Source organism: Ruegeria sp. YTSC199 (assembly GCF_059609725.1).
In genome coordinates this window covers 39,965-64,337 of record NZ_JBXWMF010000027.1, presented here as the reverse complement: position 1 = coordinate 64,337, position 24,373 = coordinate 39,965, and the positions used below count along the sequence as shown (strand labels likewise).

Below are 24,373 nucleotides of genomic sequence, written 5' to 3'. Positions count from 1 at the left end.
GACGATGACTTCATCGATGTCACCTACGTCCAATCACGGGCATGAGCAACCGAACAACAGTTAACGTGACAACACCCTCGAAACACCAACCGCGTCTGCCAGTGATTGAATAGTCCAGGCAATATCATCCGTTGGAGCACACAGGCTTGAAACCGTGCAACCGGCGGGCTCGGGTGTGCTCGGTTTCCCCGGGTATGCAAAGAAGGCAACGGGTTGGTCGGTGCCGATCAAAATGATTGACGAGGTCTGTTCAAGCTGAGCGATCTTGGGCGCAATTGGATATACAAGTTGATCCAATTTGGCAGCCCCGGCACCCTTCGAAATTCGAGGGATTAATGTATCCGCCAACAGGCGGCATCCGGTTTTGACGGAAATTTTTCCAGCCAGTACACAAAGTGGACCAAAAAGCGCGGACCCACCTATCATCAAAGCCGCGTTTGCAGTCTTCAGACGCATGGCTGCGGCCTCGATGTCTTCCAAGGACGGACGATGAAGCGGTTGGGCCAGAATGCTATTCGTCGCAGGGCCGGTCGCTGCATCCCAAGCAGTATCGGCGGGAAGAACAAGAGTGGCGATCTGGCCGTTTTGAGATCGGGCGGCCTGGATGGCTGCGGTCCCGTCCGATGCGACGCTTGTGGCCTGATCAGAAATTCGTGTCCAATGGCTTATAGCCTGACTTACACCTACAATGTCGCCTCTGAGTGGGCTTTCATAGCGCAGGTGATGTGTTGCGTGATCTCCCACCACATTCACGATCCCGGATCCTGATTTTCGGGCGTTGTGTAGATTGGCAAATGCGTTGCCTAGCCCCGGTGCAAGATGCAGCAGAGTGCCGGCGACGTCTCGTTTCATGCGGTAGTAGCCATCAGCGGCGCCCGTCGTTCCACCTTCGAACAGACACAGAACACAGTTCATCTCAGGATGTCTATCAAGAGCCGCAACAAAGTGCATTTCAGACGTGCCTGGATTGGCGAAAACAGTATCCACGCCGTTGTGAAGAAAGGTTTTGACTAACGATTCTGCGCCGTTCATTCGATCCCCGCCAACTCTGATTTCAACAAACTTTATGGGATAGGCAATCCAAAAGTAACTGAAAAAGCTTGCAATGATGTGCAGGCCGTCAATCGTCATCGATGCCCTCGCGCCGTAAGACTTGCCATGTTGAATACCGCGGGGTCGCGGTGGTTTTCGACCTATTCAAGTCGAACTCGGATCGCCCAGACATGCATAGGTTTTAGCGGCCGCTTCTGACCGACGATACGTCCCTTGTTCCAGGTTGGGCGAAGCGCGCGAATGGCAGGTAAGTTTGGATTTCCATGACTGATCCTCCGATCCGCCATACCCTCCCACAACGACAACCCGACATCTGCGAGACAATATCACAGGATGCTGAGACCCAATGAGGCATTTCAATTTCAGAACGGGCCGTTGGTAGTCTGTGCTATCGTTCAATTGCCTGCGATTGATGCACAGGTTGGATTTGGGGGATTATGTGATGACGAGCGACATTACGGTTGTAGGTTTAGGTGCCATGGGATCTGCGTTGGCGGCAGCCCTTTTGGACGCCGGGCGAGACGTGACTGTCTGGAATCGTTCGCCAGACAAAATGAAGCCTTTGGTGGAGCTCGGCGCTCGAAGCGCCTCCGACTTGGATGAAGCAATTTCCTCAAGTTCGAAGACGGTCATTTGCCTGTTAAACTATTCAACCACAAATACCTTGTTTGGAGCACCACAGGTCTCGAAAGCTGTTTCCGGCCGCAGTGTCGTTCAGCTTGGTACGTCATCTCCTCAGGAATCCGAGGACAGTAAAACTCAATTCAATAACTGGGGTGCCGCTTACCTTGACGGAACCATTATGTGTTGGCCCGGAAATATCGGAACTCCCTCAGGTCGGATCGCTGTCGCGGGGGACAAAGCCGCATTTGATGAGTGCGAAACTGACTTGAAGATACTCGCCGGCGATATGCGTCATCTGGGTCCGAATGTCCGTTCGGCTGCGGCTTTGGAACTTGCGTTTCTGTCGCGCCTCCTTGGCATTATTTTCGGGTCAATCCACGGCGCATTGGCCTGTGAAGCTGAAGGCGTGCCCGTATCGGAATTCACGTCCATCTTGCCACCAGGAGACAGAGCTATTCCGTTGACCGAAACAATACACGCCGGTTCATTCGATCAGATTTCCAAAGGTGGTGCCTCGGTCGACGTAGCCGCAGAGGCAGTCACTGGCCTATATGACCATGCGGTTTCAATGGGTATCAATAGCGAGCTTCCGTCCTTGATGCGTGATTGGGTGAAGAGGGCGCAAAATGCAGGTTTCGGAAAACAAGAAACCGCAGCGGTCATCAAAACACTTAGAAAGCAGTGAGGCCTGTGCGGCCGCTCTGGAGGCAACTGACCGAAATGTGCGGCAGCGAGGATTGTTGCCCGAACTGACAGGTCTCGGGACAAAAACCGACGTTTTTGGCAAACACTTACAGCGGAAAATGCAGAGTTTACCTTTGTCGGGGGGGGGTGGACAATTTGTGTAAAAAACACTCGTTCCAATTACCACACCGGAAGCAAAAACAAGGTCGAATAATATGCTCTATCTCAGCGTCATTCTTAACCTCGCAGCGTCCTTGGGCGTATTGGCAATGGGACTAAAATACGTCCGCGCGGTTCCTCCTTTGGACTATCATGCTGAAATCACCAAAAACAATGAACTCAGCGAAGAAACCCTGCGAATACTTGGCGCGCTTTACAAAGTGATGGGCGGTGGCTTTTTGTCACTTGGGATTGTTCTGGCTATGCTCGCGCTATTCGGCGTTTCCAACGACCTACTATGGGCAAAACTAGCAATCCTGGTCGGCGCTCTTGTCGCTGGCAGTTGTTCCGCTTTTTTCCCTCGCGAAGTCGAGAAGACTACTGGCGTAAGAACACCTTGGCGGATTGCAGCCTCGCTGACAGCACTGGTCGGGATTGCTTTTGTGATCTCGATACTATGAAGATTTGCATTTGCATAATTTGTCGAGTGAGTTCAATTGCTCATGTCTTGGAGTTACCGCATTGCATAGTTGAAATTAATTTGACCGCTTTGGGCTCTATGGTTTTGCTCTGATTTGGTGGACACCTAGAATAGGCGCAGACAGCGTCGGGAGGTGTCGAATGACGAAGCCGAAGCGATACAAGCGGTACAGCGCAGAGTTCAAACGGGAAGCTCTGCGCCGGGCTGCGGAAGAAGGGATGACGGATAAGGCTGGGTCCAGGATGCTGACCCGCGCCGATTTCGCCCGGCGTCATTCCATGACATCCGCCGCACTCGAATGCCAGCAGACGGCCTTGCTCAAGATCGGCTGCGTCAAGTTCCCCCGGCTTTAAAGCTTCTACCGCCGCAGGACCAGCACCCCTCTCCCTCAAAAACGTGACGATTTCGGTTCGCCCCTTCGTCCCCGCAAACTGAATTGGAGGCCAACCAAAACGATCCTGCGCGTTAATGTCGGCGCCGTTTTCTAGCAACATGCGGGCGGCTTCGATTGATCCGCGCTCGGCCGCCTGGTGAAGCGCCGTAGAATTATATTCGCCTCCGCGAAGGTTTGGATCAGCACCGGCTTCTAACAGTGCCGCGACAATTTCGGTGTGATTGTTTCGGGCGGCAATCCCCAATGCCGTGCCGAAATCCGTCTCAGAACTAGGTTCAGCACCCACTGACAAAAGGTGGTTAACCACCTCGGCTTGCCCACGCTGGGACGCAAAGTAGAGAGGCCTCGCTAGCGTTTCCGGATCGTGGTGCGAACCGTCGGGAAGGGCTTTTTTCAAGGCAAGAATGTCACCCGAGCTTGCTAAGGAAACCAAATCTTGCGCCGTACTGGTGCCGGGCAAGAGTACAAAAAAGACAAGCAAACAAAGTTGACGGAAGTAGCGAAAGAGCATCACCGCCTCCTCATTTCAGGGAATCTGACTAAGGAACCGTAGCACGTGGAGCGCACTGCGCCAAAAGGCAGCTCTAACAAGAGGCAGTGTCGCCGTGTTCTGAAATGTGCGCGGTAGGCCGCTCGCAGCCCAAACCAGAAATTGGCGACGAAACTTCGCAATCCCATGTACGCAACTTTGCAGCCGATTGTTTGTCCCAGTCGAACGGCCATTTTGAAAGTAAGCGCCCGATATCAATAGGCATCCGTCATGTGCTTGACCAACGAGGTCAATTGTTTGTCACCATATCCATCCTCCCACGCCGCTTTTGTGCGGTCATGCATAATTCGGATGAAGTCAGCCGGTGCTTGCAAGGATAAGCAGATCTTTAGAGCGTCCTCCTGGGCCAAAGCGTAGACTTTCAACGAGGCTTCAGCGGCTTCGTAGTCCTCGGTCGGAACAGTTCGGGCAAAGAGATCGTGGTAATCATTAACCAATTTGATCGTGGCAGGGAGTTGATCGGCATAGACCTGCATCGGAACACCTGCTTTCCGGCAAACCAGTGCGCCGGATATCATCCCGAACATGAACCCTTGTCGGACAGTGAACAGACCAGCAAAAAGTGCTGCAAGAGCTGCGGGTTTCCCACCGACTTGGGCGGACTTTCCCCCAAGAGACCTTATGACTTCACCGTAGCGATCCCAGGTTCCGGCACTGCCCACGGTGAGGATGGTGGTGTCGCTGCTACCAATGCCCGAAGGGTATGCATTGATCATGCCCAACATGTATTCGGCGTTTTTTTTGCTAAGGAACGAGACTAATGAATCGGCATCGGACGTATCGCCGGTGCTCATGTCGCAGATTGTTTTTCCTTCCAAAGATACCCTTAGCCCACTGACCAATTCGACGGTTTCCCTGTGGCTCTTGATACAGACGATGACGAAATCGGACGCTGCAACAGCATCTTCCGGCGATACGCAAATCACTGCACCTGCATTTGCAAATGATCTTGTCTTTTCAGGTGTCCGATTCCAGACGCAGACGCTGTAACCTGCCTTGAGCAGGCAATGCGCCAGCGCCGAACCCATGTTGCCCAATCCGAGTACCGCAAGCGTTGCCATGGTTTCCTCCTGTTCTGGTCATTGGTGTTCCACGTCAACATGCGTAAGAATCGAGAAATCGCGTAGTTGTAAATTTTTCTGTATTGTTAGACTTTCTAGCTTATGGATTGGCAAACGTTACCCTCGCTGACGTCTCTCAGAGCCTTTACCGCCGCCGCAGAGTTTAGAAACTTGACCCGCGCCGCAGCGCGCTGAATGTGACCCATGCCGCGGTCAGCCAACAAATCCGAGGACTGGAGCAGCATCTAGGAACCCAGCTTGTTACTCGGACGCGACACGGTATCGCACTGACCGCACAGGGAGAATTCTTAGCGGCGGGTCTACATGAAGCATTCGCCTCAATGGCGTCCCTGACTGAGAGCATATCAAGTGCAGAGGCGGTTCGCCCATTGGTGGTCAGTGCAACACCAATGTTTTCAAGCGCATTCCTCATGCCGCGTCTATCGGCGTTTGTTCAGCAGTTTCCGGATATCGAGCTTCGGATCGACTCAACAATCCAGGCAGTCGACCTCAAACCAGGGGGCATTGACATAGCCATTCGATACGGCACCGGGCGCTGGTCGGGACTGGTCTCGCAAATGTTGCTACCAGGCTGTCTGACGGTGGTTGCTGCAAAAGAATTGATCGGAGAACGGGTGCTCAAAGTCCCAATTGAATTGGTCGACTTTACTCTTCTTCAGGAACAGGCTTCGGTCGAATTTGACCTGTGGTTGGAAAAGGTTGGAGTACCACCCGGTGCCGATAGGAGAGTTGTTCGTTTGCCGGGCAACATGCTGCTTGATGGAATCCGCCGGGGTGATGGTGTCGGGGCGACGGTTCCGGCATTCATTTCTGATGAATTGAAGTCTGGAGATCTCGTGGCGCTATTCGATGATCCAATACCGCAGATCGGATATCACCTCGTTACGCTGCCTGGACCAGTTCGCCCAGCGGCAAAGGTGTTTCAGAAGTGGCTTTCTAATTCAATTACCGAATATGAGAAAAGCCTTTTCAGATGGACGCCTGCTCACTTAATATAACCGTTATTGGTATTGAACCCGAATGGATAGCAACAACCCAAGCCGCCTTTCGATTGCTTGCAATCAACGACTATTTCTAACCAGATGCGGCCGTTTTTTGGCTCGATATAAGTATTCGGCAGGCCAATCCGCCAAGGCTTGCGGATGTATCTAGTTTCAGTTTGCAGCCGTAAGCATTCAGCAGGTCAACAGAAATGGCCAAACCCAAACCGGTGCCGCTGACAGAAGTGTCCAACCGCCCTCCGGAACGAAGCACGACTTCACGTGCATATTCCGGAATTCCGGGCCCGTCGTCATCAATGCAAATCTCAATGTCATCCTCAGTACTTCTAGCGGCGATATGGACCGACGTTCGAGACCACTTGACCGCGTTGTCAAGGATGTTTCCTATTACTTCTTCGACGTCCTGAGTATCCATTCGAACATGGAGGTCGGCCTCGCAATCAACTTTCAGTGATTTACCTTCGCGCTCTGCCATGACCGAAAACAATCTGGATAGCCTGGCGACCGAATCCGAAAGGTCAGATCGCGAGTGCGTAAGTTCAGCGGTGTTTGACGCCCGCATGCGCGCAAGAGAACGTTTTAGCTGAGCATCAATCCTGTTCAGCGCCTCATCGGCAGGTCCAGTGTCTGCCCCTTTATCCGACAAACTTGTCAATTCGTTTCGCAGTATCGCTGTCGGCGTTTTAAGCGCGTGCGCCAAGTCAGCCGCTTGCCGTCGGGAACCAGACACAATTTCGCGGTTTCTGTGCAGCAATTGATTGAGATCCTCAACAAGCGGCGAAACCTCTTCTGGATAGTCTTCAGGCGTCAGGTCGTCCCCCTGGTCCCAACGATGCGCCACATCTGCGCGCAGTTTCCTGAGGGGACCGATAATTGCAGACATCAACAACAGCGAGCCAGCAACTCCGATCAAACCCACCAATCCAAAAACCGGAAGCAAGTTGTTCTGAGCTGCCCGGCGTTCGCCGACAAGTTCGAGCCTGCTTTCGGCGACGGTCACGCCCCATTCGGTCCCGTCCTCGAAGGTGATTTTCTGGTAGGCTCCACGAACAGCCTCATTGTCTGGACCAGATGTGTTCCATGTGACTGCCTCTTCCGTCACGCGTGCAGGTTCGGAAATTGTTTCATCAAAGAGCGAGGCTGATGTAAATGTAGCTCCGCTACCGTCTGTGACCTGCCAGTATCTGCCTGAGTAAGGCGTTCCATAGGCCGGGTCGAACATCAGTTCGCGTAACGCTTCGGGGTTATCTGTGGTCGCGCTCAACCCGACAATTAGTTGCGTGTGCCTGTCGCGCAGCGTTTCGTCGAACTGATCCAGGACACGGGTGTTGATGTACGAAAACACAACCAGAGTTCCGACGCCGACGGAAAGCGCGCCAGTGGCAAGACCGCCAAACAATGCGCGTTGGCGCAGCGATAGCATCAGGCAGTATCGATCATGTAGCCGCGCCCTCTGACCGTTGTAATGAGGTCAGAGCCCAGTTTCTTACGCAGCCGGGTTATGAAAACGGCAATGGTGTTCGAGTCCCGGTCACCGTCGTATTCGTAGATGTGTTCTGACAACTCGGTGCGCGACACCATGCGTCCCATGTTGTGAGCAAGGTAGGTCAGGACAGCGATCTCTTGCGCGGTCAGATCGACAGGGATTCCACCAACACTGACCCGCCCGTTTCGTGTATCGAGCGAGACATCCCCCATTTCGATCACGGGTTCCAATTGACCGCTTTGTCTACGCAGTATTGCCCGTACACGCGCCGCCAACTCGGGCATGTGAAACGGCTTGGTCATGTAGTCATCCGCTCCAGCATCCAGGCCATCCACGCGCTCGCTCCACCCATCACGGGCCGTCAGAATCAATACAGGTGTCTTAACGCCCGCACTGCGCCATTCACGCAGGACGGAAATGCCGTCGCGTTCTGGTAAACCAATGTCGAGGATGATCATATCGTAAGGTTCGGTCGCACCCAGGTGTTGGGCGTCCGTTCCATTACTGGCCACATCTACCACGCGACCTTCTGTACTTAGAAGTTTCTTAATCTGCTCGCATAGCTGCGGCTCATCTTCGGCCAGAAGTACTCTCATATTCAAAAACTACAGTCACAACGGGTTTGGTTTAAGCACTATTTTTTACCGTTGCCATTGCCGTTCCCGTTACCACCATTGCCATTGCCATTGCCATTGCCATTGCCGTTCCCGTTACCACCATTGCCATTGCCATTGCCATTGCCGTTGCCGTTTCCGTTACCCCCACCGTTTCCGTTACCTCCACCGTTGCCGTTACCTCCACCGTTGCCGTTACCACCGCTGTTGCCGTTACCACCGCTGTTGCCATTGTTTCCGTTGTTTCCACGGCTCGCAGAGGCGCCACGGTTGCCGTTGGTATTGCGACTGTTTTTGGCGTTGGTGGGGTTCGAACGGGCTGCTTTCGATATTTGACGACCAATGCTGGATCGATTGGAAACGACAGTGCCGGTCTGGGCATTCACAATTACACTGATGATTTTTCCATCAGTTTTTTTGACAAGAATGCGGTAGTAAATCTGATCCGCCTGAAACGCGCGCGCATCGACGGGGATGCCGCCATAGGCTTTCTCGACACCTTTGATAACCCGCTTCAGCCGAATGGTGTCACCAGTCAGCGTCGCTTTGCGCAGTTCAGCTTGCTTGAGTTCGCGTGTCTGGGCAGCCGCTTCCCCAATGGGCAAAGCAACCAGCAGGTTTGCAACCACCAAGATCAGCTTCGCACGCATGAAAGTCCTCGTATTTAGCGGCTAGAGGCTACGTTTTTCGACATGAACCGATGATGAACAATCAGTTAGCCCTGTGTTCAAGCACCCTCAAGTTAAATGGCAACGAGCTTTGAAGATTCGTGCGCGGATCGAGACGATTGAATACAGCGAGTTGGTTCAGAAAACTGATACCCGCTGATTTCCACTGAGGAGGTCCATATGAAAACTACCGGTTTGGGACTGCTAAAAGCATCTACCCTAGCAATTGCAATGCTGGGATCCACGGCCATTGTTGCAACCGTCGCTGTGCCGGATGTTGCCGTTGCAAAGGAAGGCAAAGGCAATGGCGGCGGAAAAGGTAACGGTGGAGGTAACGGCAAGGGCGGCGATAACGGAAACAGTGGAGGCAACGGCGGCGGTAACGGCAATAGCGGTGGCAAAGGGAACTCTGCCAGCGGAGAACGTGGTGACCACAGTTCCGCCGGTAACAAAGCCGGGAAGAAAGGTGCAGACAAAAGCCGTGGTGGCCGAAGTGCCGGGAAGTCCTCTGTCGGCAACTCGAAGTCAAAATCTTCGCGCTCCGCTTCGGGCAAGGGCGGTCGTTTTTCCTTGAAGGACATCTTTAGCGGCAAAGGTAAACCGCGAACGGTTGCCACCTCCAAGAAAGGCTCGACCACCAACGGCAACAAACAAAAGCCAAGGGCGCACAAGAAGTCTTCGAAAGCCGTAATTGTTGAAGAGTCCATTCGCCCAGTCGTCCGGACCAAGGGGAATAGGATGGCGGCACTTCTTGGCGCCCACCCGTCTGAGTTGGGTGCCTTGAACGCGGCCAACGCCAGCCCAACTGCATTGGCTAACGCAGCACCCAATTCCCGCGTTGGCCGAATTGCAAATTATCGCGATACCGTTCTGGCTGGGGAACCGCTGCGCGAGGAGCTTGCGGAACAATTGGAAGAACTCACTGGATTGGAGCCTCCGGAGCGGACAATTCCCGAGATCGAAGAAGACCTGCGCACCACACTGGACGATGTGCAGGAGAATCGAGAGAGGGTCGAAGACCTTGAACAGGCACTTGAAGACGCCGGCGGAACTGACCCCGAGATTGAGGAACAGCTGGAAGAAGCGCGTGCGGATTTAGATGCTTCAGTTGAAGAAGCTCAGGACCTGAACGATGAACGACAGGCTGCCGTCGAATACGAAGAAGCGACCGAACAAGTGCAGGAACTGGCTGACCTGGTTGAAGAACAGGAATTGACCGAGCGGGAAGCCTTGGAAGCGGCGGCCAACAAACCCGTCACTGACGCCGTTGAAGAAGAGGTTAAGGCGCTGTTGGGCCTGTAACGAAAGATCACGGCCTCTTCGCGTCAATCAGCCCTCAGTGTTGACCACTCACGGAAGTACTGAAAGCTGGGCCAGCCAAATGCGTCACAGGATGGGAAGCGGCTGGCCCGTATTTATTCACATACATCAAAGGTTACGCTCATTTTTTCTGAGGGCGCACAGAAAAAAAGAAACCCCGCTCCACTATTGGAGCGGGATTCAGTTTTCAATTCCAATATCTAGGACGAATACCGGGAATTGTTTGGGGGTCTGCTGAACTGCCTTCAGACGTTGTTATGTGCCTCAGAAAGCCGCTTGTTTTTAACGATCTCTGTCAGTGCATTTTCGATAGGAGGGAAGCGACCACTGCTCGATTTGGTCGTGGTTGGCAAACGTTCTTCGGCGATTTTGCCGGAGGTTTGCATCACAGCTGTTGTGCTGGATTCTTCAGTCACAAAGGCAGACTTGATCATGCTTTTCCCCTTGTCCACGATCAAACGAAGCACCAACCCGTTTGATCCAACATCACCACTATGCCTCAGCTTGTTTGAACACTCTGAGAATACATTGTTCACGTTCGGTTAATGTTGTTCGCGAAATAAAGACAAACGCATGAGATGAAGGCTCGGCGAACTGGGTGTATCTGAACCCGCGATTTTGAGCAGGTTGTTGTGAGACAGTCCCCACAAGCATATCTGGCACCCTGTGGATTAATTTCTGCACCGGCAGGCGGCTCCCCGCCTGTGAATTCGTCAATGCCATTATGGGGCATACCTCGGTGATGAAACTGAAGAAGGCGTTGAGTATGAAGAAAACTGTTGGAATTTTAGCGGTGGCCTTGACCGTGCAAGGCGCGTCAATTGCAACTGCAAAACACAGTTTATGGAGCCATAACATAGGGCAAGGTCGCGGCGTTAGCCCCACCGAGCCAATGTATGTGAAATCCAAGTCCGGACATTGTCCGCCAGGTTTGGCGAAAAAGGCGATCCCGTGCGTACCGCCTGGGCAGGTTAAAAAATACCGTCGTGGGGACTACATCTATGACGGGTATGTCCGTATCGATGATCCCAGCCGTTGGGGATTACGGCGCAACGGATACTACGTGCGAGCCGGAGATTACGTTTACGAAGTAAACCGTGAAACGCATGAAGTGCTGAACCTGATAGGGGCAATCGCCGATATTCTGAACTGAGAGATGCTATCGTTTACCGATTTGAAGGTCTGTTTGCCGCCATTCGGTTGGTATGCGCAAGGCGAAAGTATGAACTCGTAGTCGACCTTCGCTGCCTCCCGTGTCTAGGACTGGGGCAGCCCAAAGCGGACCTCTTCAACCAATCTTTGTAACTTAGTAAACACGCAACGAAGCGGAATTTAGACTATTTCCTCCCAAAAACCGCTTTCAGAACGCGATCCGCCAAACTGACTTGGCAATGTCAGGTTCAATGCGGGCGACACGCGTACCAATGCTGCCCGATTAGTCAGTTGCGAAGCAATAAAACAGACCCGCCCCGCCAGAACGTGGCAGATGTTCCTCCCCGCAACCGCGCGAGCCGTGCGATGAGTTCCAGGACACCATGTTTCGGGCATCGTTGAGACCTACACGGTCATGGTGTCCGACAATCGCAGACCCATCTTCACTATTCGAAGTCCAGTTGCTGCATGTCGTATCGCCACCTGCCGTTGAGAAATGTCCGGCGGAATCGGAGCCCGTCAAAATGTCATGTTTGTTCGGCTGACTGCCACGCCCATTGATAGGGTTACCATTTTCGTCGAGCGCGGTCTGAAGGTTAATATTCACGTTGTCGCTGTGCAGGTCCTCAACATTGTTGGCGATGAGCTCTCCATCGGCATTATGCCACGGACCCGATCCGATCCGGTCGCGTGCAGAAACGCCATTGGTGATTGTCATCGGGTCGGTGCTGCGATCAATGGACATTGAGGTGCTCAGATAGGCCGCGAAAGTCTTGGAAGAACCGGTCGCGGAAGCAAGCGCGTTGCAATGAGCATCGGCGCCTTCGAGTCCACCTAGGTTGGCACCGTCACCCTTGCCCACACTAGTGATGAAGAACGACATCTCCTCGCCTGCCGATTGCGCCTGTGCGGTCGCCGCGATACAGCAGATTACGAGTGCAACAACCCCGTGGGCAGTTTTTCGTTTGGTGAACTTCGACATGTTTGTGTCCCTTCATGCTGTGTGATCACTGATGCTAGCCGTATGTAACAATCGGGTCCATCCGAGTAACAGATGTATGACACTGTGGTGCCAGCGCCATTCACTACAGCCGGTCGAGCATGACCGACCCTGTGGCCCTGTTCATCTTTACACTAATCCTGTCTTACGTGTTAAGCACGATAGCTCATCTGTTCCCAGGATCTCTTGTAACGATTGACTGAGGGTCGTGACCGAATGACACAAAAATTTGCTCTTTGGTCCATTCCGATTTCCATTGCGGTACTGGCCCTGAAACTGCTGGCTTGGTGGCTGACAGGCTCGGTGGCGTTGTTGTCAGACGCAATGGAATCTACCGTGAATGTCGTTGCGGCGTTGCTGGCATACTTTGCGGTTCGGGTTGCCAATAAACCCCCTGATGAAAACCACCCGTTTGGTCACAAAAAAGCTGAGTATCTTTCCGCCGTGGCCGAGGGCGTACTGATTGTGCTGGCGGCGTTCTTGATCATCAGAGAAGCTGTGCTGGCACTCCCGAACCCGCATCTTGAGGATGCGCCACTTCTTGGAATCGTCGTCAATGTCATTGCAACTGGTGTGAATGGCGCATGGGCTTACCTATTGCTCAAAATCGGCAGGCGCGAGGGTTCGCCTGCATTGGAGGCAAGCTCCCGGCACATTTTTACAGATGTCATGACTTCAGTTGGTGTCATCGCAGGTCTGATACTGGCGCTTGTCACCGGCTGGTTGATCCTCGACCCAATCCTGGCAATTCTTGTTGCGCTGAACATCTTGTGGGAGGGATGGAAAGTTATTCGGGCTTCCGTCGATGGTCTGATGGATGTGACACTGTCGGAGCATGACTTGCAGACCGTTTCTAAAGCAATCGAAGCAAACCTCGGCGCAGCCTTAGAATACCACGACCTAAAAGGGCGCAGGTCCGCAAATGTCATCTTCGTGGAGTTTCACCTTGTTGTGGACGGCACAATGCCAGTCAGCGCGGCGCATGATATTTGCAATGACATCGAGGAAGAATTGGATCGTTTGTATCCGGGTTCCGTCTTTGTCATTCACCTCGAACCTGATGAGGAGTTGAAGGGTGACGGGGTCAGTTCCCACTAAACTGGTCACATGGCTCAGCAAAAACTCTATTGGTTTGACTGATCTGACTAAGACGTTCGGCTTGAAATTCGTCAGACCTAAGCCCGATGTGGAAAAGCCGAACCAGAAGTAACCTGTCTCCAACGTCACGAAGCGTGACGCTCAGAAATGGAGGCGAAAATGAAAATTCAAAGAAAGCTGGGTCAACTTCTTAGTACCGCGGCGTTGGCTTCGTTGATTGCGGCTACGCCTTATGTGCCAGCGTTTGATGCCGATGGTCGCCTACATTTTGAACCGTCCTATGCCTTTGCCAAGAGCGGCAAGGGGAAAGACGGGGATGGTCGCGACGATGATCGGGATGATGATCGTGACGACAACTCGGGGTCGGGTAATAGCGGCCGTGGTGGTGACCGGGACGATGACCGCGACGACGACCGAGATGATGATCGTGACGACAATTCGGGATCAGGAAAAAGTGGTCGCGACGACGATGACGATGATGATGATGATGATGATGACTCCAAACGCTCCAACAAAGGCAGCGGAAAGAAGGATCGATCTCAAGCAGGGGGCAAGCCGTCGGGTTCGGCTGGGATAACAAAGGTCGAAACAAACGCTAACGGCATTGAAGTGCGTTACGCCGACGGAACCAAGGAGGAGATCGAAAACGGGCGGTATGAGAGAAAGAATGCTCAGAACCGAACTGTTGAGGAGCGCCCCGCGACCGGTGCTGACGTCTCAAGGCTTCGGTCTTTGGCAAATGGCATCTCAATCGACAACGTGCGCTCTTCAGGGCAAGGCGGCACTGCTGGAAGTCGGCCCACGAAAATCGAACGCCAGGGCAACAACATCGAAGTGAACTATGCCAATGGTTGGAAAGAGGAGATCGAGTTTGGGCGCTACGAGTTGAAAGACCCGTACAACCGGACTGTTGTCGAGAGAAACGCAACGGCCTCTGATCGCCGTAGGTTACAGTCGGTTACCAACTGAACAGCAACACCAGTCGATAATCCGTTGGCGGCTTCTGATTTGAGAGGGGCCGCCATCGTCGTTAAAGAGACTGCTGTTAATCTCCCTTGTTCCAAACATCATGTGCAATAAGCGCGGCCTCTACCCGATTGCGCGCATGAAGCTTGGACAGGATTGCCGTCATGTAGTGCTTCACGGTTTTTTCCTGAAGGTCTAACTCGTCAGCGATTTCACGATTACTCAGTCCTTTGGCCACACGTCTCAGTATTTCTTCCTCACGATGTGTAAGGTCATCTAGGATGCTGCTGTTAACAGACATGCCGGTGTCAGCGTTGATTTGAAGAAGTACCCGCGAAGCCAAGCCCGGAGAAACGAACCCTTCACCCGCGGCGATGCTGCGTAAGGAAGCGGTTAGTTCGCTCGCGGTTACTCCCTTCACAATGTACCCAATCGCGCCCGCCTCCAAGGCGTCCGCGACGTCACTGCTGTTCTCTGAGACCGTCAAGATTGCGATGAACGGTGGATTGTCCATTGCCGCAATTGTACGTGTCGCGCTTATCCCGCCACCGGGCATCGAGAGGTCAAGAATGGCTATGTCCGGCTGATGCGTGCCGACCAGCGATACTGCCTCTTCAGCGCTGGACCCAGCAGCTAAAACTTCGAAGCCATCAGCTTCATCCAACGTGCGCTGCAAACCATCCCTGAAAATTGGATGATCATCGGCTATTACGATAGACTTAGTCATGACGTATCCAAGTTTCTGGGAAAGAGTGTCATAGCGATGGTGGTGCCTTCGCCAAGGCTCGACAAAACTTCGAATTCGCCGCCAATACTCTCGACACGATCTCGCAAGCCCATAAGCCCCTGGCCACCATCATCTCGCAACGTGGTTTCTTCTGACCTGTCAAATCCAGGTCCGTCGTCTTTGACCTTCACAACTATGCGGTCGCTCTGCGCCTCAGAGATAACAGTGCACTTGGAAGCTGGAGCATACCTAGCGGCATTGGAAAGCGTTTCCTGGAGGAACCGAAAAACGCACAGCTTGTCGGACAATGACAACTCTGGGGCCTGGCTACCCAGGAATGATATATCCGGTCGCAACGGGCTGTGTTCGGCATGATCCTCTACGGCTCTCTTCACAACATCGACGAGTGACAGGCTGTCGATGTCCGGAGCGGACAGCCCTCGCGATATTGCACGAATTTCAGCCAGAGATTTTTGCAAAGACTGCTGAATTTCCTCTGCCTCTTTAGGCTTTTTGGACTCTTTGGAAAACGCCGCTTCCAGTCTAAGGGCGGCGAGCGACAGGTATTGCGCAGGACCGTCATGTAGTTCGGCACCAAGCTTCTTGAGAAATCGATCTGTTTGCGTGGCATATCTTTCTGACGCCTCGACCACACGCGACCGCAGCAGGGCATTCTGCTCAGCCATCCTTTCACTTTCTGTCAAGCGCTGTTTAAGAAGAGTCCCCTGTCGTCGAATTGTTTTGTCGCCAATTGCGACGATGGAATACAAGACAATCGTACTTGCAAGAAATGCGGAACCGACGACCAACCAACTCGTTCGCCTGGCCTTGGCTAAGTCTAACTCCAGCTGGTCAGCGCTTTCGTAGAACTCCGCGACCGCGATGATTTCGCCGGACCAGAGTTCGCGGATAGGGCTGTAAACTTCAAGTAGTGGTATCCCCAGTGCTGCCTCGGCAGCGCTTTCGGCATGATCAAGCTCTTCAAAAGAGCCGGAGATATTTCCACCCCATGCTCGTTTCAGATCATCCGTTGGATTGAAACGGTTTCCTATGATGTCTGTATCCGAGGCATGTGCAATCACGCCGCCTTGCTTCCAGAATTTGTAGGAAACAATGCGGTCACGCATTGGCTGGCTCATGAAAATCTCGTCCAGCGCTAGGCTCGCCTGCTCGGAAAGGCGGTAGCCATGTGCCAATTCCTGGCTGAGCGGGGATACTACGCTTTCCATATACAGCGCCGCGGAGTTGGCGGAGTTTTGCACGACTGCGTTCTGGATTCGATTAGACACCCAGACCCCGACGATTGCGGTCGCGGTGCCCATCACGAAAATGCTGGTCGCAAGAAAGACTCGCGACAACGACCAATTGCCAATCATCAGGTCAGCTACTTTCGCTCTCATCGTGAAATCGACTATGAACTACAATCTGTTATCGCACCACGGACCTTGGTCTGACGTGATCTGGCTAAATCTCGGATACTGAGCTTCTGCCCAGTGGCCGGAGTCAGATATCATCCATCGTTCTCAGTCTTTGCAGCATCGGGCAGTGAACGTTACCGCTATCACAATTGGCCGTAAGCTCACTCAAGGCGTGCTCCAGTTGTCTGAGCTCATCAATCTTGCTTCGAACGCTGGCAATGTGTGCCTCGGCCAATTCTTTCACTGACCGGCAATCTTCAGCACTTCCTTCTGACAGCTCTAAAAGCACCTTTGCGTCAGATAGAGGAAACCCCAGGTCTCGGCACTTCTTCAAAAATCGAAGTCTTCCCACATCGTTTGCTGAATAGAGGCGACGATTGTTCAGAGCTCGTGCGGGTCTTGGTACGATACCTTCGCGTTCGTAGTAGCGGATAGTTTCTATGCCGACCCCGCTTTGCCGGGAAGCCTCACCAATCGCAATCATGTGAAGTGCCTCCACTTGATCCTGTAGTTACTACAGGAGTTATACGCTCTGAATGCCGGTGCCTCAACACAATCAAATAGAGTACCTCGGGAGCAAAAGATGAAGAAATATTTGAGCCTCAGCTACTTGGGATCGGTTTCAGCTCTGGGGGTCGCGACATGCTGTGTTCTTCCAATGGCCATGATGTTGCTCGGCTTGGGTGGCAGTTGGTTGGCGATATTCGGAAGAATAGCGGCAGCAAGCTACTATGTTCTCGCCATCTCAACAGCGCTGGTCGCGGTTTCATGGATCGTAGCGCATCGAAACGGGACGATGGCAAATCTGAAATTGTGGCTTGTTGGAAGCTCAGCGATCACCGCGCTGGCATGGGTCATCGTGTTCAATGAGGCTCAAATCAACGATTATCTAATCATGCAGATGTGAGACAATGACAAAACAAACTGTGGTGCTGGATAGCACTTTGACCTGCCCTCGGTGTGGGCACGTTGAAACCGAGAAAATGCCAACCGACACGTGCCAGTGGTTTTATGAATGCAAATCATGCAAGGCAGTCTTGAAGCCACTAGAAGGCGATTGCTGTGTTTTTTGTTCCTACGCAACTGTCCCATGTCCGCCAATTCAAGAGGGCAGTTCGTGCAGCGGTTAGAGTCAATCCCGGCTTCAAAAGTTCAGTGCTCGTTGCGGCACAGCTCATGATCGGCGAGTGAAGCAAGCACGTAGTAGTGCTCTGACACCCCATCTCCACTACAACCTTTTGAAATCCGGTTCAGTTCTTTCTCAAGTGCGCGGAGCCTTCTGATTTTTGCTCGGATTCAACTGCGCGGGACGGGAGCTACCATTGATGCGAATGGCTTGAACGTATCGAGCGCTTCGCCACGACGATAATGTAAGAAAGAATTTGACCGCTAAAAGCAAGGCGGCTGAAACAGCACTTTTAAAGGAAGCAGGCGTCACCGCACACTTTCGGGCAAAACAGGCTTAACCCAAGGTGTTGCCGGTGATGAAGGTGTACGAACGTTCGACCAGATCGATGACGACATCCAACTCTTCTGGTGTAGTCGGTGTATATATCATGACAAAGCCGCTCCACCCAGGACGTTGCTTGGCCCAAGGGTGAGCTACGGCCCAGCCAGCCTCAATTGCCTGTCGCGCCAATGAGGGGTGCAGCGAAGCGTGCAAACTGCCATCAGGATGCATATGCGCAAACTCAAACCCACCGACGATGGAGCTCGGTTGAGATAACAACATGTCAGGATCAAGCTGAAAGCCAATCGCGCCAGGAAGTGATATGCGTGTGGGGCCAAGTGTGACCCCAGGGAATTGCGCAACTCGCTCCAGCAATAGCTGGGCCAAATCGGCATCAATTTCGACACCAATCTGAGTATGCGGTACGCCGCTTGTCGTTTCAGGACGAGGCGAGGTGCGCTCCGGGAAAGCGTGCTCTTGCGCATATGCCAATGGGCTCGTGACCACCGCCACTGCGAAAACAGCAAATATTTTCAGGAAAACATCCATACTGTTGGCAACCCCGTCAAAAGTTAAGAAAGAGCACTCCGTGCAGTATCAGCGTACTTACACACATCATTCAGCCTTTAACGCTTCGATATTGATCAAGAGCTCTATTTCGTCGCTCACCGCAGGTGCAAACGCCCCAAGTCCGAATTCAGACCGCACGATAGTCGCCGTGGCTGCCAGCCCCAAGGTCGGCGTGCCCTCCTTTTCGCCAAACGGGTATGGCGCTGACTTGTTAAGCGTTGTTTCCAGAACAACAGGTTTGGTGACGCCATTCATGGTCAGGTCGCCAGAAATACTCGCGGTATTGTCCCCGGTGACTTCGATGCTGGTCGAGGCGAATGTGACCACATCACCTTCACTCGCGCTGAAGAAATCGTCAGACATGAAGTGTTGCAGACGGGCATCCCAGCCCGTGATCATAGATTTTATAGGCATAGACACTGTGACAGATGACGCAGACGGATCATCTTCGTTGAACTCTATCTCGCCGCTAAAACCTGAGAACATTCCAAACGTTTCTGAGAACCCGATGTGGTTGTAGCTGAACAATACCTGACTGTGTCCAGGATCCAGCTCGTAAGTGCCGCTCTCGGACAATGCGGTTGTCGCGCCCATCGATAAGAGTACCGCCAGCGGGGTTGCTGCCACTTTGAACATTGATACGCTCCCATTTTGACAAGACGTGTTCGTGGAATCGAGTATTGAGCTTTAGTTTTAGCCGGCCATACTTATAGTACAAAATGTTCCACAACGCAACAAGATGTTCTATAGGAGGGGCGCTTGAAAGAAGATCCCAGGCTGATCGCCACACAACAGGCCGCACTTGATGCGGCGCAAAGGATATTGATGGATGAGGGCGTGTTGCACGTCACTCATGGCGCGGTTTCAAAGGCAACGGGCATTTCGCGCAGCACACTTTACAGGCACTGGCCAGATGCGCGTTGTCTGCGTGATGCAGCGTTCAGGCGCATCGCAACACCGCCGAACATACCTCCCAAAACCGATGGCCCGCTGCGATCTGACCTGCGCTGGTTACTCGTTGTACTGATGGGAGCCTTGAACGACACACCATGGGGCCAAATCGCGCCACAGGTGGTCGCTGCTGCGTCCAACGATGCAGAAGCGCGGTTGGTGATCACTGAATTTATGAAAGACAGGTTCGCAAGTGTTGAAGCAGTATTTGCAGCTGCAATAGGCCGCGGTGAAATCACCGCGGATGTTCCGGTTGACCAACTCATAGAACTAGCAGTGGCTGCACTTTATTTCCGCAAACTCATTCGTCACGAGATACTGGACGAAGATTGGTTGGATCAACATGTTGATCTGCTTTGCAGTATAGCGAAAACCAATTCGGGACAATGACCATCGCCTGACTTTGAAATCAAAGCGACCTGCAACAGGCGCGAGATTTCGGCAGAACAGCAAATTGTGATCAATAGCGTGTCCAGCCAGTTCCTAATAGCGGTTGCTCCAAAAGGTCTCGGCAAACGTTTGCTATGATCGTCCGCCGAAGTTTGAAAAGTCAGCTTTCTGTGCACTGCCGACATTGATGTACGGTGCAGCAATTTGCACTCTGGGCTCGATGCTGACCTCGGTGCCGGTGCAGCAAAGCCCCCTGCCCCGCAAATAACTGGCACGGAGCGGCCCTTTCCTGCCTTTCATCAAGCCACTTCGTTGCTGCAACGCAGCCCGTCGAAGCGGACCTCAATCGATCGCGCAGCACCACGGGTAATCAATGAGCTGGGCCAATCCGAACGCTGTCAGCTCAATCGGACCACTTCATTTGATGACAGAGACTTTACACCCAGAGTCGCGTTAAGGCGTGACGCGTGCAAAAAGATACATTTTATGGTAGTATTGCGCACTTAATTTCGAACAGGTTTATTGTTATGGGCCAAAATCGTTTTAAGCACAGACTTCGTTTTGCTATTGGGATCACGCTTTTAGCGGGCATCGTGGCGTCAACCGCGTCCGGCCAGGATGTTGACGCGCCAATGGCGTCCGGCATCTCGGAAACAACGATGCGTGCCCAGCCACTGAACAACGCCTTTCCCGCAAACTTCATGGGGACTTGGGAGCCCTATGACGATGGCAACTGGCTGAATTTCGACCTCGACTTCACCAGCGGCACCGAAGCTATTGAGATGCTCGAGGCGCGTGTCACCTACAGGGATGCCGATGGCATGGAACTGGGAACCGCGACCGTGGGACAGCGCGACCTGTCCTTTGCGGTACTCAGCCGGACCGACACAGCCGGAGCGGCCCTGCCTCCGGCATTTGATGAAACCGGTGGAAGGCTCGACGATTTCGGCTCATTCGGCGATCAATGCGTTGCGGATATCGTGATAGACTCCAATGGTCTGCTCTACGCCGGAGGGTCAGGGACCAATTCGACGCTATTCGCCGACGATGGCGGCGAGCCGCTCATCCCATTCGCATCGCCGTCCGCTCTGCCGAACGGATCGCTCTTGTCGCGCTATACCGAGGACGGAGACAATGACGACGCCTTCTCGGCCAACGGGTTGGAAGCGTTGTCGATCGCAAATTCGATCGTTGAAAACGGGACGATCAGACATGGCGTGAACGCCATCGCGGTCGATGCTCTAGGCAATATCTGGGCTGGCGGCGAGGCGTGGCTGCTGGATGTTCCGTCCGATGACGACCTGCTGTCGTGGTGGTCCGTCATGCGGGTCGATACGAATGGCGCGGTAGAGCCGTTTTTCGGCACTCAGATTCTGTTTCCCGAGACGGACAACGGCAGAATAGCCGATCTCGTTTTGCTGTCAGGCAGCATGATCGCCGTCGGCTCCACCGAGGTCGAGGACCGGCCACGGGCGACGCTTGGCATCATCAGTGCAAATGATGCCGAGATCATGGTCGAGGATTTCCTGCCCGATGACATGGTGTCGACATACAGCGCAGTCGCATTGGACGACGAGGATCGCATTTACGTCGCCGGCTGGTTCGGTCCGCTGCAGGAACTGATTGTCGATGAAGACGACGAACTCGAAGACCGGACATGGTTCGTCGCGCGGTTTCTGTCCGACGGCATGCTCGACGAGGATTTCGGCACGGCAGGCCGAGTCGATGTCGCCTTTCCAGGGGTCGACCGGGCCGCACCTTTGGCTATGGCCATTGACGGTGACGACCGGATCGTCACTGTCGGCACCGTGTCACCGGGTCCGGGCATCTCGGCCCAGGCCGCCATCGTTCGAATGACATCCTCCGGCGAACTTGACGACGCGCTTGCCCCGGCTGAAGCCGGCACGGGAATCATGGTGAGGGACTTTGGATTTCCCGGCCTTGTCGGCGCGGGCGATGTTGCGATCGATGCGGAGGACAGGATCGTTGTCTCCATATTCACCTCCGACATGTTCGCGGCCGTCCGTCTACTCGATGATGGCGACCTGGACCAGGATTTCAACCAGAACGGCATTGTCGCACTGGGACATCCGGACACGCCTGACCAGACCGGCACGCGATCCACGTCGGTCGCGATCGCATCAGGCAACCGCGTGGTTTTGGGCGGCTGCGCCACCAGCGCTTCGGGCGAGGGGAATTTTGCATTGATGCGGCTGAGGGAGGATGGTCTGCTGGATTCCAACGCCACACAAATCCCGCCAGCAACCCGCGTCATCGTTGCCTTCCCGGACGAGGCGCTGGCGGATGACGACCGGTTGTTGCCCTTTGCGGGCGACCCGCCCGCAAGCGTGGATGTCGAGCTTGACGTGCGCGAAGTCGACACTGACGAGGAATGGACGCTTTCGTTCAACGAGATTCCCACGCCGACATTCGCACCGGTTCCGTTCACCGACGGATCGACCTACGTCTTCCCGCTTTCGCCGCCGCAACTGTTTGTCTCGCTTCCCGACGACGACGCCTGTGCGGCGCTTGACGACAATGACGACGGTGACGACGAGACAGCGCCCGATCCGCCGGTTCTGAACTACCGGATCAATGTTGCGCATGAGCTTCGCTTTGGCGATATCGAAACACATCACCGGCATTTCGTGAACAGCCTGAATAACCCGAGCGCGACCAACAACCAGCGCTACGCCTATGATATCGGCGTCACGGATGCCGACGGAAACCTGTCCCGCCCCCTCGACGATGCGTGCGAGGGTATCGACAACCTGCAGAACACCGACAGTTACATCTGGGGCCAGCCGGTGATCGCGATCGCCGATGGCGACATCGTCGGCCTCGACAATAGCCAGCCGAGCAACCCGCGCCCGGGTCCACGCCTAGCGAGTGTCCCGGCGCCCGGGAATTTCATCTCGATCCAGCATTCGAACGGAACGGTCTCGAACTACTACCACATGATCCCGGGCTCCGTTCCTGCGAATTTCGGAATGATCGGATCCTGCGGAATGGGGCAGGTCTGCAGCGTCGAACAAGGTGACGTGATCGGCATGGTCGGCAATTCCGGTAACAGCAGCGGGCCACATCTGCATTTTCAGCTGATGGACGGACCGAGCCTGAACAACGACGACGGACTGCCGATCGGGTTCAGCAACGTGATGCTGGATGGCATGCTGCAAACGAATGTCATTTTCCACAGCCGACAGGTGCTAGGCGACATCCTGCCAATACCCGATACCATCGAATTGAATCCGCCGACACCCTCGGGTGCGGTCGGCGAGGCAGAGCCAAATGACGGGCTTGCCGAGCACCATGCCGTGACGCCACCGACCATCGTTTCCGGCACGATATCGGTAGTCGAGGCCCCCACCGTCGCAGTGCGCGGCGATCCGGTCGAGGACATCTACCGGTTCCAGAGCGAAACACGGGCCAGGGTGTTCATCCGGCTCGAGGCGGCTCAGGCTTTTGAAGACCTTGACGTATATCTGCTGAACGAGGGCCTACAGATGCTCAACCCTGACCGCGCAGGCTGGGGTCCGGGCGGGATCGAGGAAATGGTGCTCACCGTGCCCCCGGGTCGGTTCTATGTCGCGGTTTCGGACCCGGAGGACGGCTCGGGGGCCGATTACGAGCTCGAGATCGATATTCGCCCATTCGCCTGGCAGTATTCGGCCAAGGTGGTGTGCGGCTCACAGCCCGACCCCGAGAACGGGCGTCTGGTGCCGGGACGCTACGCGACAACCGTCAACATTCACAATCCGGGCGGCAACGAGGCGCTGGTTTTCAAAAAGCTTGCACTCGCGTTTCCGCCGGTTGAACAGCGGCCGGGACGAATTCACGAGATTGGCGAGGACACACTCGGCTATGACCAGGCGGTGAAGACGGATTGCGCCGATCTGGAACTGAATGCGCTCGGTGGCGCACCACCCGAGGGCGAAACCTATTACGAAGGTTGGGTCGTTGTTCAGAGCACCGAACAACTAGACGTCACAGCGGTTTACTCCGCGGCGACGCTGGGGCCTGAAGGCAACGTGACCGGAGCCCACTCGATCGACGTGGAGCAGATTTCTGAACACGGCTTGGGCGTCGACCTTTCGGTCACCAAATCGGCCGAGGATTTCACCTGGCCTTTCGGCGACCGTTTGCTCCATTTCATCCTCTACACGGTTGACGTCGCCAATGCCGGACCGGCGGTTGCCGGCAATGTCCGGGTTAGTGACACCATGGCCCTGAACCTGCTGAACGCGGATGGCGCGGCAGCGCTTCTTCCGTTTCCGCTCGATCTGCCGCCGACAGGGTCGCTGATCTCGATCGAAACCCTGTCGCAAACCGAATCCGCAGCGGAATTCGATATCGGCGACATCGCCCCCGGGTCGGTGCGCAGCATTCGGTTCTGGGGCGTTGCCGCCGCGGGCGCGACAGGTTCCCCGGCCTTTGCGTTTGTCGAGAACACCGCGTCGGTCCGGGCTGGCGAGGCGGAATTGATTGAGGACGACAACAGCGACAGCATCAACACGGCGATATTACCATGACAC

Annotated in this window: 24 protein-coding genes and 1 pseudogene; 12 read left to right on the top strand and 13 right to left on the bottom strand. The window is 54.2% G+C overall.

Features of this window, described 5'->3' with window-relative positions; all coding sequences use genetic code 11:
• Nucleotides 1-60: 60 nt before the first annotated feature.
• On the bottom strand, nt 61-1,131 hold the full coding sequence (locus tag AC2FEE_RS20675; protein ID WP_496867210.1) for an acetolactate synthase large subunit: 1,071 nt from the start codon (nt 1,129-1,131) through the stop codon (nt 61-63).
• Nucleotides 1,132-1,495: 364 nt separating this feature from the next.
• Between AC2FEE_RS20675 and AC2FEE_RS20670 the strand changes: the two genes are divergently transcribed.
• Both AC2FEE_RS20670 and AC2FEE_RS20665 read left to right on the top strand, forming a co-directional pair.
• Complete coding sequence (locus AC2FEE_RS20670) at nt 1,496-2,362, top strand: NAD(P)-binding domain-containing protein (RefSeq protein ID WP_496867209.1); 867 nt, start codon at nt 1,496-1,498, stop codon at nt 2,360-2,362.
• A 214-nt stretch (nt 2,363-2,576) separates the two neighbouring features.
• A complete protein-coding gene (locus tag AC2FEE_RS20665) occupies nt 2,577-2,981 on the top strand; it encodes a hypothetical protein (protein WP_496867208.1) in 405 nt (134 codons plus the stop codon).
• 40 nt (nt 2,982-3,021) lie between these two features.
• Here the strand turns inward: AC2FEE_RS20665 and AC2FEE_RS20660 are convergent, their stop codons facing one another.
• Nucleotides 3,022-3,906 (bottom strand): ankyrin repeat domain-containing protein, encoded by an 885-nt coding sequence (locus tag AC2FEE_RS20660; protein WP_496867207.1) that lies wholly within the window; start codon nt 3,904-3,906, stop codon nt 3,022-3,024.
• A gap of 233 nt (nt 3,907-4,139) precedes the next feature.
• On the bottom strand, nt 4,140-5,006 hold the full coding sequence (locus AC2FEE_RS20655) for an NAD(P)-dependent oxidoreductase (protein ID WP_496867206.1): 867 nt from the start codon (nt 5,004-5,006) through the stop codon (nt 4,140-4,142).
• 197 nt (nt 5,007-5,203) lie between these two features.
• Between AC2FEE_RS20655 and AC2FEE_RS20650 the strand changes: the two are divergent.
• A pseudogene (locus AC2FEE_RS20650) lies at nt 5,204-5,299 on the top strand (LysR family transcriptional regulator); the annotation flags it as partial.
• A gap of 48 nt (nt 5,300-5,347) precedes the next feature.
• Nucleotides 5,348-6,025: a LysR substrate-binding domain-containing protein gene (locus tag AC2FEE_RS20645; RefSeq protein ID WP_496867211.1), complete on the top strand. Its 678-nt coding sequence runs from the start codon at nt 5,348-5,350 to the stop codon at nt 6,023-6,025.
• Between the two features lie 76 nt (nt 6,026-6,101).
• On the opposite strand, the gene AC2FEE_RS20640 is transcribed toward AC2FEE_RS20645, so the two are convergent.
• The 3 genes from AC2FEE_RS20640 to AC2FEE_RS20630 all read right to left on the bottom strand — a co-directional run bounded on the left by AC2FEE_RS20640 (nt 6,102) and on the right by AC2FEE_RS20630 (nt 8,778).
• Complete coding sequence (locus AC2FEE_RS20640) at nt 6,102-7,292, bottom strand: ATP-binding protein (RefSeq protein WP_496867205.1); 1,191 nt, start codon at nt 7,290-7,292, stop codon at nt 6,102-6,104.
• A 158-nt stretch (nt 7,293-7,450) separates the two neighbouring features.
• A complete protein-coding gene (locus AC2FEE_RS20635) occupies nt 7,451-8,110 on the bottom strand; it encodes a response regulator (RefSeq protein ID WP_496867204.1) in 660 nt (219 codons plus the stop codon).
• Nucleotides 8,111-8,148: 38 nt separating this feature from the next.
• On the bottom strand, nt 8,149-8,778 hold the full coding sequence (locus AC2FEE_RS20630; RefSeq protein ID WP_496867203.1) for a PepSY domain-containing protein: 630 nt from the start codon (nt 8,776-8,778) through the stop codon (nt 8,149-8,151).
• Nucleotides 8,779-8,976: 198 nt separating this feature from the next.
• On the opposite strand from AC2FEE_RS20630, the gene AC2FEE_RS20625 reads away from it, so the two are divergent.
• Complete coding sequence (locus AC2FEE_RS20625) at nt 8,977-10,098, top strand: hypothetical protein (protein ID WP_496867202.1); 1,122 nt, start codon at nt 8,977-8,979, stop codon at nt 10,096-10,098.
• A 263-nt stretch (nt 10,099-10,361) separates the two neighbouring features.
• Here AC2FEE_RS20625 and AC2FEE_RS20620 read toward each other — a convergent pair whose 3' ends face one another.
• The gene (locus AC2FEE_RS20620) at nt 10,362-10,550 is read right to left on the bottom strand and encodes a hypothetical protein (RefSeq protein ID WP_496867201.1); all 189 of its coding nucleotides are present in this window, start codon (nt 10,548-10,550) and stop codon (nt 10,362-10,364) included.
• A gap of 308 nt (nt 10,551-10,858) precedes the next feature.
• Here AC2FEE_RS20620 and AC2FEE_RS20615 point away from each other — a divergent pair, with 308 nt between their 5' ends.
• Nucleotides 10,859-11,269, top strand: a complete 411-nt coding sequence (locus AC2FEE_RS20615) for a hypothetical protein (RefSeq protein WP_496867200.1) — start codon at nt 10,859-10,861, stop codon at nt 11,267-11,269.
• A 282-nt stretch (nt 11,270-11,551) separates the two neighbouring features.
• On the opposite strand, the gene AC2FEE_RS20610 is transcribed toward AC2FEE_RS20615, so the two are convergent.
• Nucleotides 11,552-12,250 carry a hypothetical protein gene (locus AC2FEE_RS20610; protein ID WP_496867199.1) on the bottom strand — a complete coding sequence of 233 codons (699 nt, stop codon included), beginning with the start codon at nt 12,248-12,250 and terminating at the stop codon, nt 11,552-11,554.
• A 234-nt stretch (nt 12,251-12,484) separates the two neighbouring features.
• Between AC2FEE_RS20610 and AC2FEE_RS20605 the strand changes: the two genes are divergently transcribed.
• Both AC2FEE_RS20605 and AC2FEE_RS20600 read left to right on the top strand, forming a co-directional pair.
• Entirely contained in the window at nt 12,485-13,366 is an 882-nt protein-coding gene (locus tag AC2FEE_RS20605) for a cation diffusion facilitator family transporter (protein ID WP_480628424.1), read from the top strand.
• A gap of 159 nt (nt 13,367-13,525) precedes the next feature.
• Complete coding sequence (locus AC2FEE_RS20600; protein ID WP_496867198.1) at nt 13,526-14,335, top strand: hypothetical protein; 810 nt, start codon at nt 13,526-13,528, stop codon at nt 14,333-14,335.
• A gap of 76 nt (nt 14,336-14,411) precedes the next feature.
• Here AC2FEE_RS20600 and AC2FEE_RS20595 read toward each other — a convergent pair whose 3' ends face one another.
• The 3 genes from AC2FEE_RS20595 to AC2FEE_RS20585 form a co-directional block, all read right to left on the bottom strand.
• Nucleotides 14,412-15,059, bottom strand: a complete 648-nt coding sequence (locus AC2FEE_RS20595) for a response regulator (RefSeq protein ID WP_496867197.1) — start codon at nt 15,057-15,059, stop codon at nt 14,412-14,414.
• Complete coding sequence (locus AC2FEE_RS20590) at nt 15,056-16,459, bottom strand: sensor histidine kinase (RefSeq protein ID WP_496867196.1); 1,404 nt, start codon at nt 16,457-16,459, stop codon at nt 15,056-15,058. Before AC2FEE_RS20590 ends, AC2FEE_RS20595 begins: the two co-directional genes overlap by 4 nt.
• Nucleotides 16,460-16,562: 103 nt before the next feature.
• Complete coding sequence (locus AC2FEE_RS20585) at nt 16,563-16,961, bottom strand: MerR family transcriptional regulator (protein ID WP_496867195.1); 399 nt, start codon at nt 16,959-16,961, stop codon at nt 16,563-16,565.
• A gap of 99 nt (nt 16,962-17,060) precedes the next feature.
• Here AC2FEE_RS20585 and AC2FEE_RS20580 point away from each other — a divergent pair, with 99 nt between their 5' ends.
• Nucleotides 17,061-17,384, top strand: a complete 324-nt coding sequence (locus tag AC2FEE_RS20580; protein ID WP_496867194.1) for a hypothetical protein — start codon at nt 17,061-17,063, stop codon at nt 17,382-17,384.
• A gap of 4 nt (nt 17,385-17,388) precedes the next feature.
• Nucleotides 17,389-17,607, top strand: a complete 219-nt coding sequence (locus AC2FEE_RS20575; protein ID WP_496867193.1) for a GDCCVxC domain-containing (seleno)protein — start codon at nt 17,389-17,391, stop codon at nt 17,605-17,607.
• 332 nt (nt 17,608-17,939) lie between these two features.
• Here AC2FEE_RS20575 and AC2FEE_RS20570 read toward each other — a convergent pair whose 3' ends face one another.
• Together AC2FEE_RS20570 and AC2FEE_RS20565 are read right to left on the bottom strand one after the other, a co-directional pair.
• Nucleotides 17,940-18,476, bottom strand: a complete 537-nt coding sequence (locus AC2FEE_RS20570; RefSeq protein WP_496867192.1) for a luciferase domain-containing protein — start codon at nt 18,474-18,476, stop codon at nt 17,940-17,942.
• A gap of 66 nt (nt 18,477-18,542) precedes the next feature.
• A complete protein-coding gene (locus tag AC2FEE_RS20565) occupies nt 18,543-19,133 on the bottom strand; it encodes a YceI family protein (protein WP_496867191.1) in 591 nt (196 codons plus the stop codon).
• A gap of 123 nt (nt 19,134-19,256) precedes the next feature.
• Between AC2FEE_RS20565 and AC2FEE_RS20560 the strand changes: the two genes are divergently transcribed.
• Both AC2FEE_RS20560 and AC2FEE_RS20555 read left to right on the top strand, forming a co-directional pair.
• Nucleotides 19,257-19,838, top strand: a complete 582-nt coding sequence (locus AC2FEE_RS20560) for a TetR/AcrR family transcriptional regulator (protein ID WP_496867190.1) — start codon at nt 19,257-19,259, stop codon at nt 19,836-19,838.
• Between the two features lie 593 nt (nt 19,839-20,431).
• Nucleotides 20,432-24,370: a peptidoglycan DD-metalloendopeptidase family protein gene (locus tag AC2FEE_RS20555; RefSeq protein WP_496867189.1), complete on the top strand. Its 3,939-nt coding sequence runs from the start codon at nt 20,432-20,434 to the stop codon at nt 24,368-24,370.
• Nucleotides 24,371-24,373 lie beyond the last annotated feature (3 nt).

Bases quoted from the DNA above. Each gene is read 5' to 3' on its own strand.
- AC2FEE_RS20610 (WP_496867199.1), bottom strand. From the start codon at position 12,250: ATGTCGAAGTTCACCAAACGAAAAACTGCCCACGGGGTTGTTGCACTC.
- AC2FEE_RS20625 (WP_496867202.1), top strand. From the start codon at position 8,977: ATGAAAACTACCGGTTTGGGACTGCTAAAAGCATCTACCCTAGCAATT.
- AC2FEE_RS20670 (WP_496867209.1), top strand. From the start codon at position 1,496: ATGACGAGCGACATTACGGTTGTAGGTTTAGGTGCCATGGGATCTGCG.
- AC2FEE_RS20675 (WP_496867210.1), bottom strand. From the start codon at position 1,131: ATGACGATTGACGGCCTGCACATCATTGCAAGCTTTTTCAGTTACTTT.
- AC2FEE_RS20600 (WP_496867198.1), top strand. From the start codon at position 13,526: ATGAAAATTCAAAGAAAGCTGGGTCAACTTCTTAGTACCGCGGCGTTG.
- AC2FEE_RS20645 (WP_496867211.1), top strand. From the start codon at position 5,348: ATGGCGTCCCTGACTGAGAGCATATCAAGTGCAGAGGCGGTTCGCCCA.
- AC2FEE_RS20615 (WP_496867200.1), top strand. From the start codon at position 10,859: ATGAAACTGAAGAAGGCGTTGAGTATGAAGAAAACTGTTGGAATTTTA.
- AC2FEE_RS20565 (WP_496867191.1), bottom strand. From the start codon at position 19,133: ATGTTCAAAGTGGCAGCAACCCCGCTGGCGGTACTCTTATCGATGGGC.
- AC2FEE_RS20605 (WP_480628424.1), top strand. From the start codon at position 12,485: ATGACACAAAAATTTGCTCTTTGGTCCATTCCGATTTCCATTGCGGTA.
- AC2FEE_RS20585 (WP_496867195.1), bottom strand. From the start codon at position 16,961: ATGATTGCGATTGGTGAGGCTTCCCGGCAAAGCGGGGTCGGCATAGAA.
- AC2FEE_RS20620 (WP_496867201.1), bottom strand. From the start codon at position 10,550: ATGATCAAGTCTGCCTTTGTGACTGAAGAATCCAGCACAACAGCTGTG.
- AC2FEE_RS20660 (WP_496867207.1), bottom strand. From the start codon at position 3,906: ATGCTCTTTCGCTACTTCCGTCAACTTTGTTTGCTTGTCTTTTTTGTA.
- AC2FEE_RS20635 (WP_496867204.1), bottom strand. From the start codon at position 8,110: ATGAGAGTACTTCTGGCCGAAGATGAGCCGCAGCTATGCGAGCAGATT.
- AC2FEE_RS20595 (WP_496867197.1), bottom strand. From the start codon at position 15,059: ATGACTAAGTCTATCGTAATAGCCGATGATCATCCAATTTTCAGGGAT.
- AC2FEE_RS20580 (WP_496867194.1), top strand. From the start codon at position 17,061: ATGAAGAAATATTTGAGCCTCAGCTACTTGGGATCGGTTTCAGCTCTG.
- AC2FEE_RS20630 (WP_496867203.1), bottom strand. From the start codon at position 8,778: ATGCGTGCGAAGCTGATCTTGGTGGTTGCAAACCTGCTGGTTGCTTTG.
- AC2FEE_RS20590 (WP_496867196.1), bottom strand. From the start codon at position 16,459: ATGAGAGCGAAAGTAGCTGACCTGATGATTGGCAATTGGTCGTTGTCG.
- AC2FEE_RS20570 (WP_496867192.1), bottom strand. From the start codon at position 18,476: ATGGATGTTTTCCTGAAAATATTTGCTGTTTTCGCAGTGGCGGTGGTC.
- AC2FEE_RS20665 (WP_496867208.1), top strand. From the start codon at position 2,577: ATGCTCTATCTCAGCGTCATTCTTAACCTCGCAGCGTCCTTGGGCGTA.
- AC2FEE_RS20575 (WP_496867193.1), top strand. From the start codon at position 17,389: ATGACAAAACAAACTGTGGTGCTGGATAGCACTTTGACCTGCCCTCGG.
- AC2FEE_RS20655 (WP_496867206.1), bottom strand. From the start codon at position 5,006: ATGGCAACGCTTGCGGTACTCGGATTGGGCAACATGGGTTCGGCGCTG.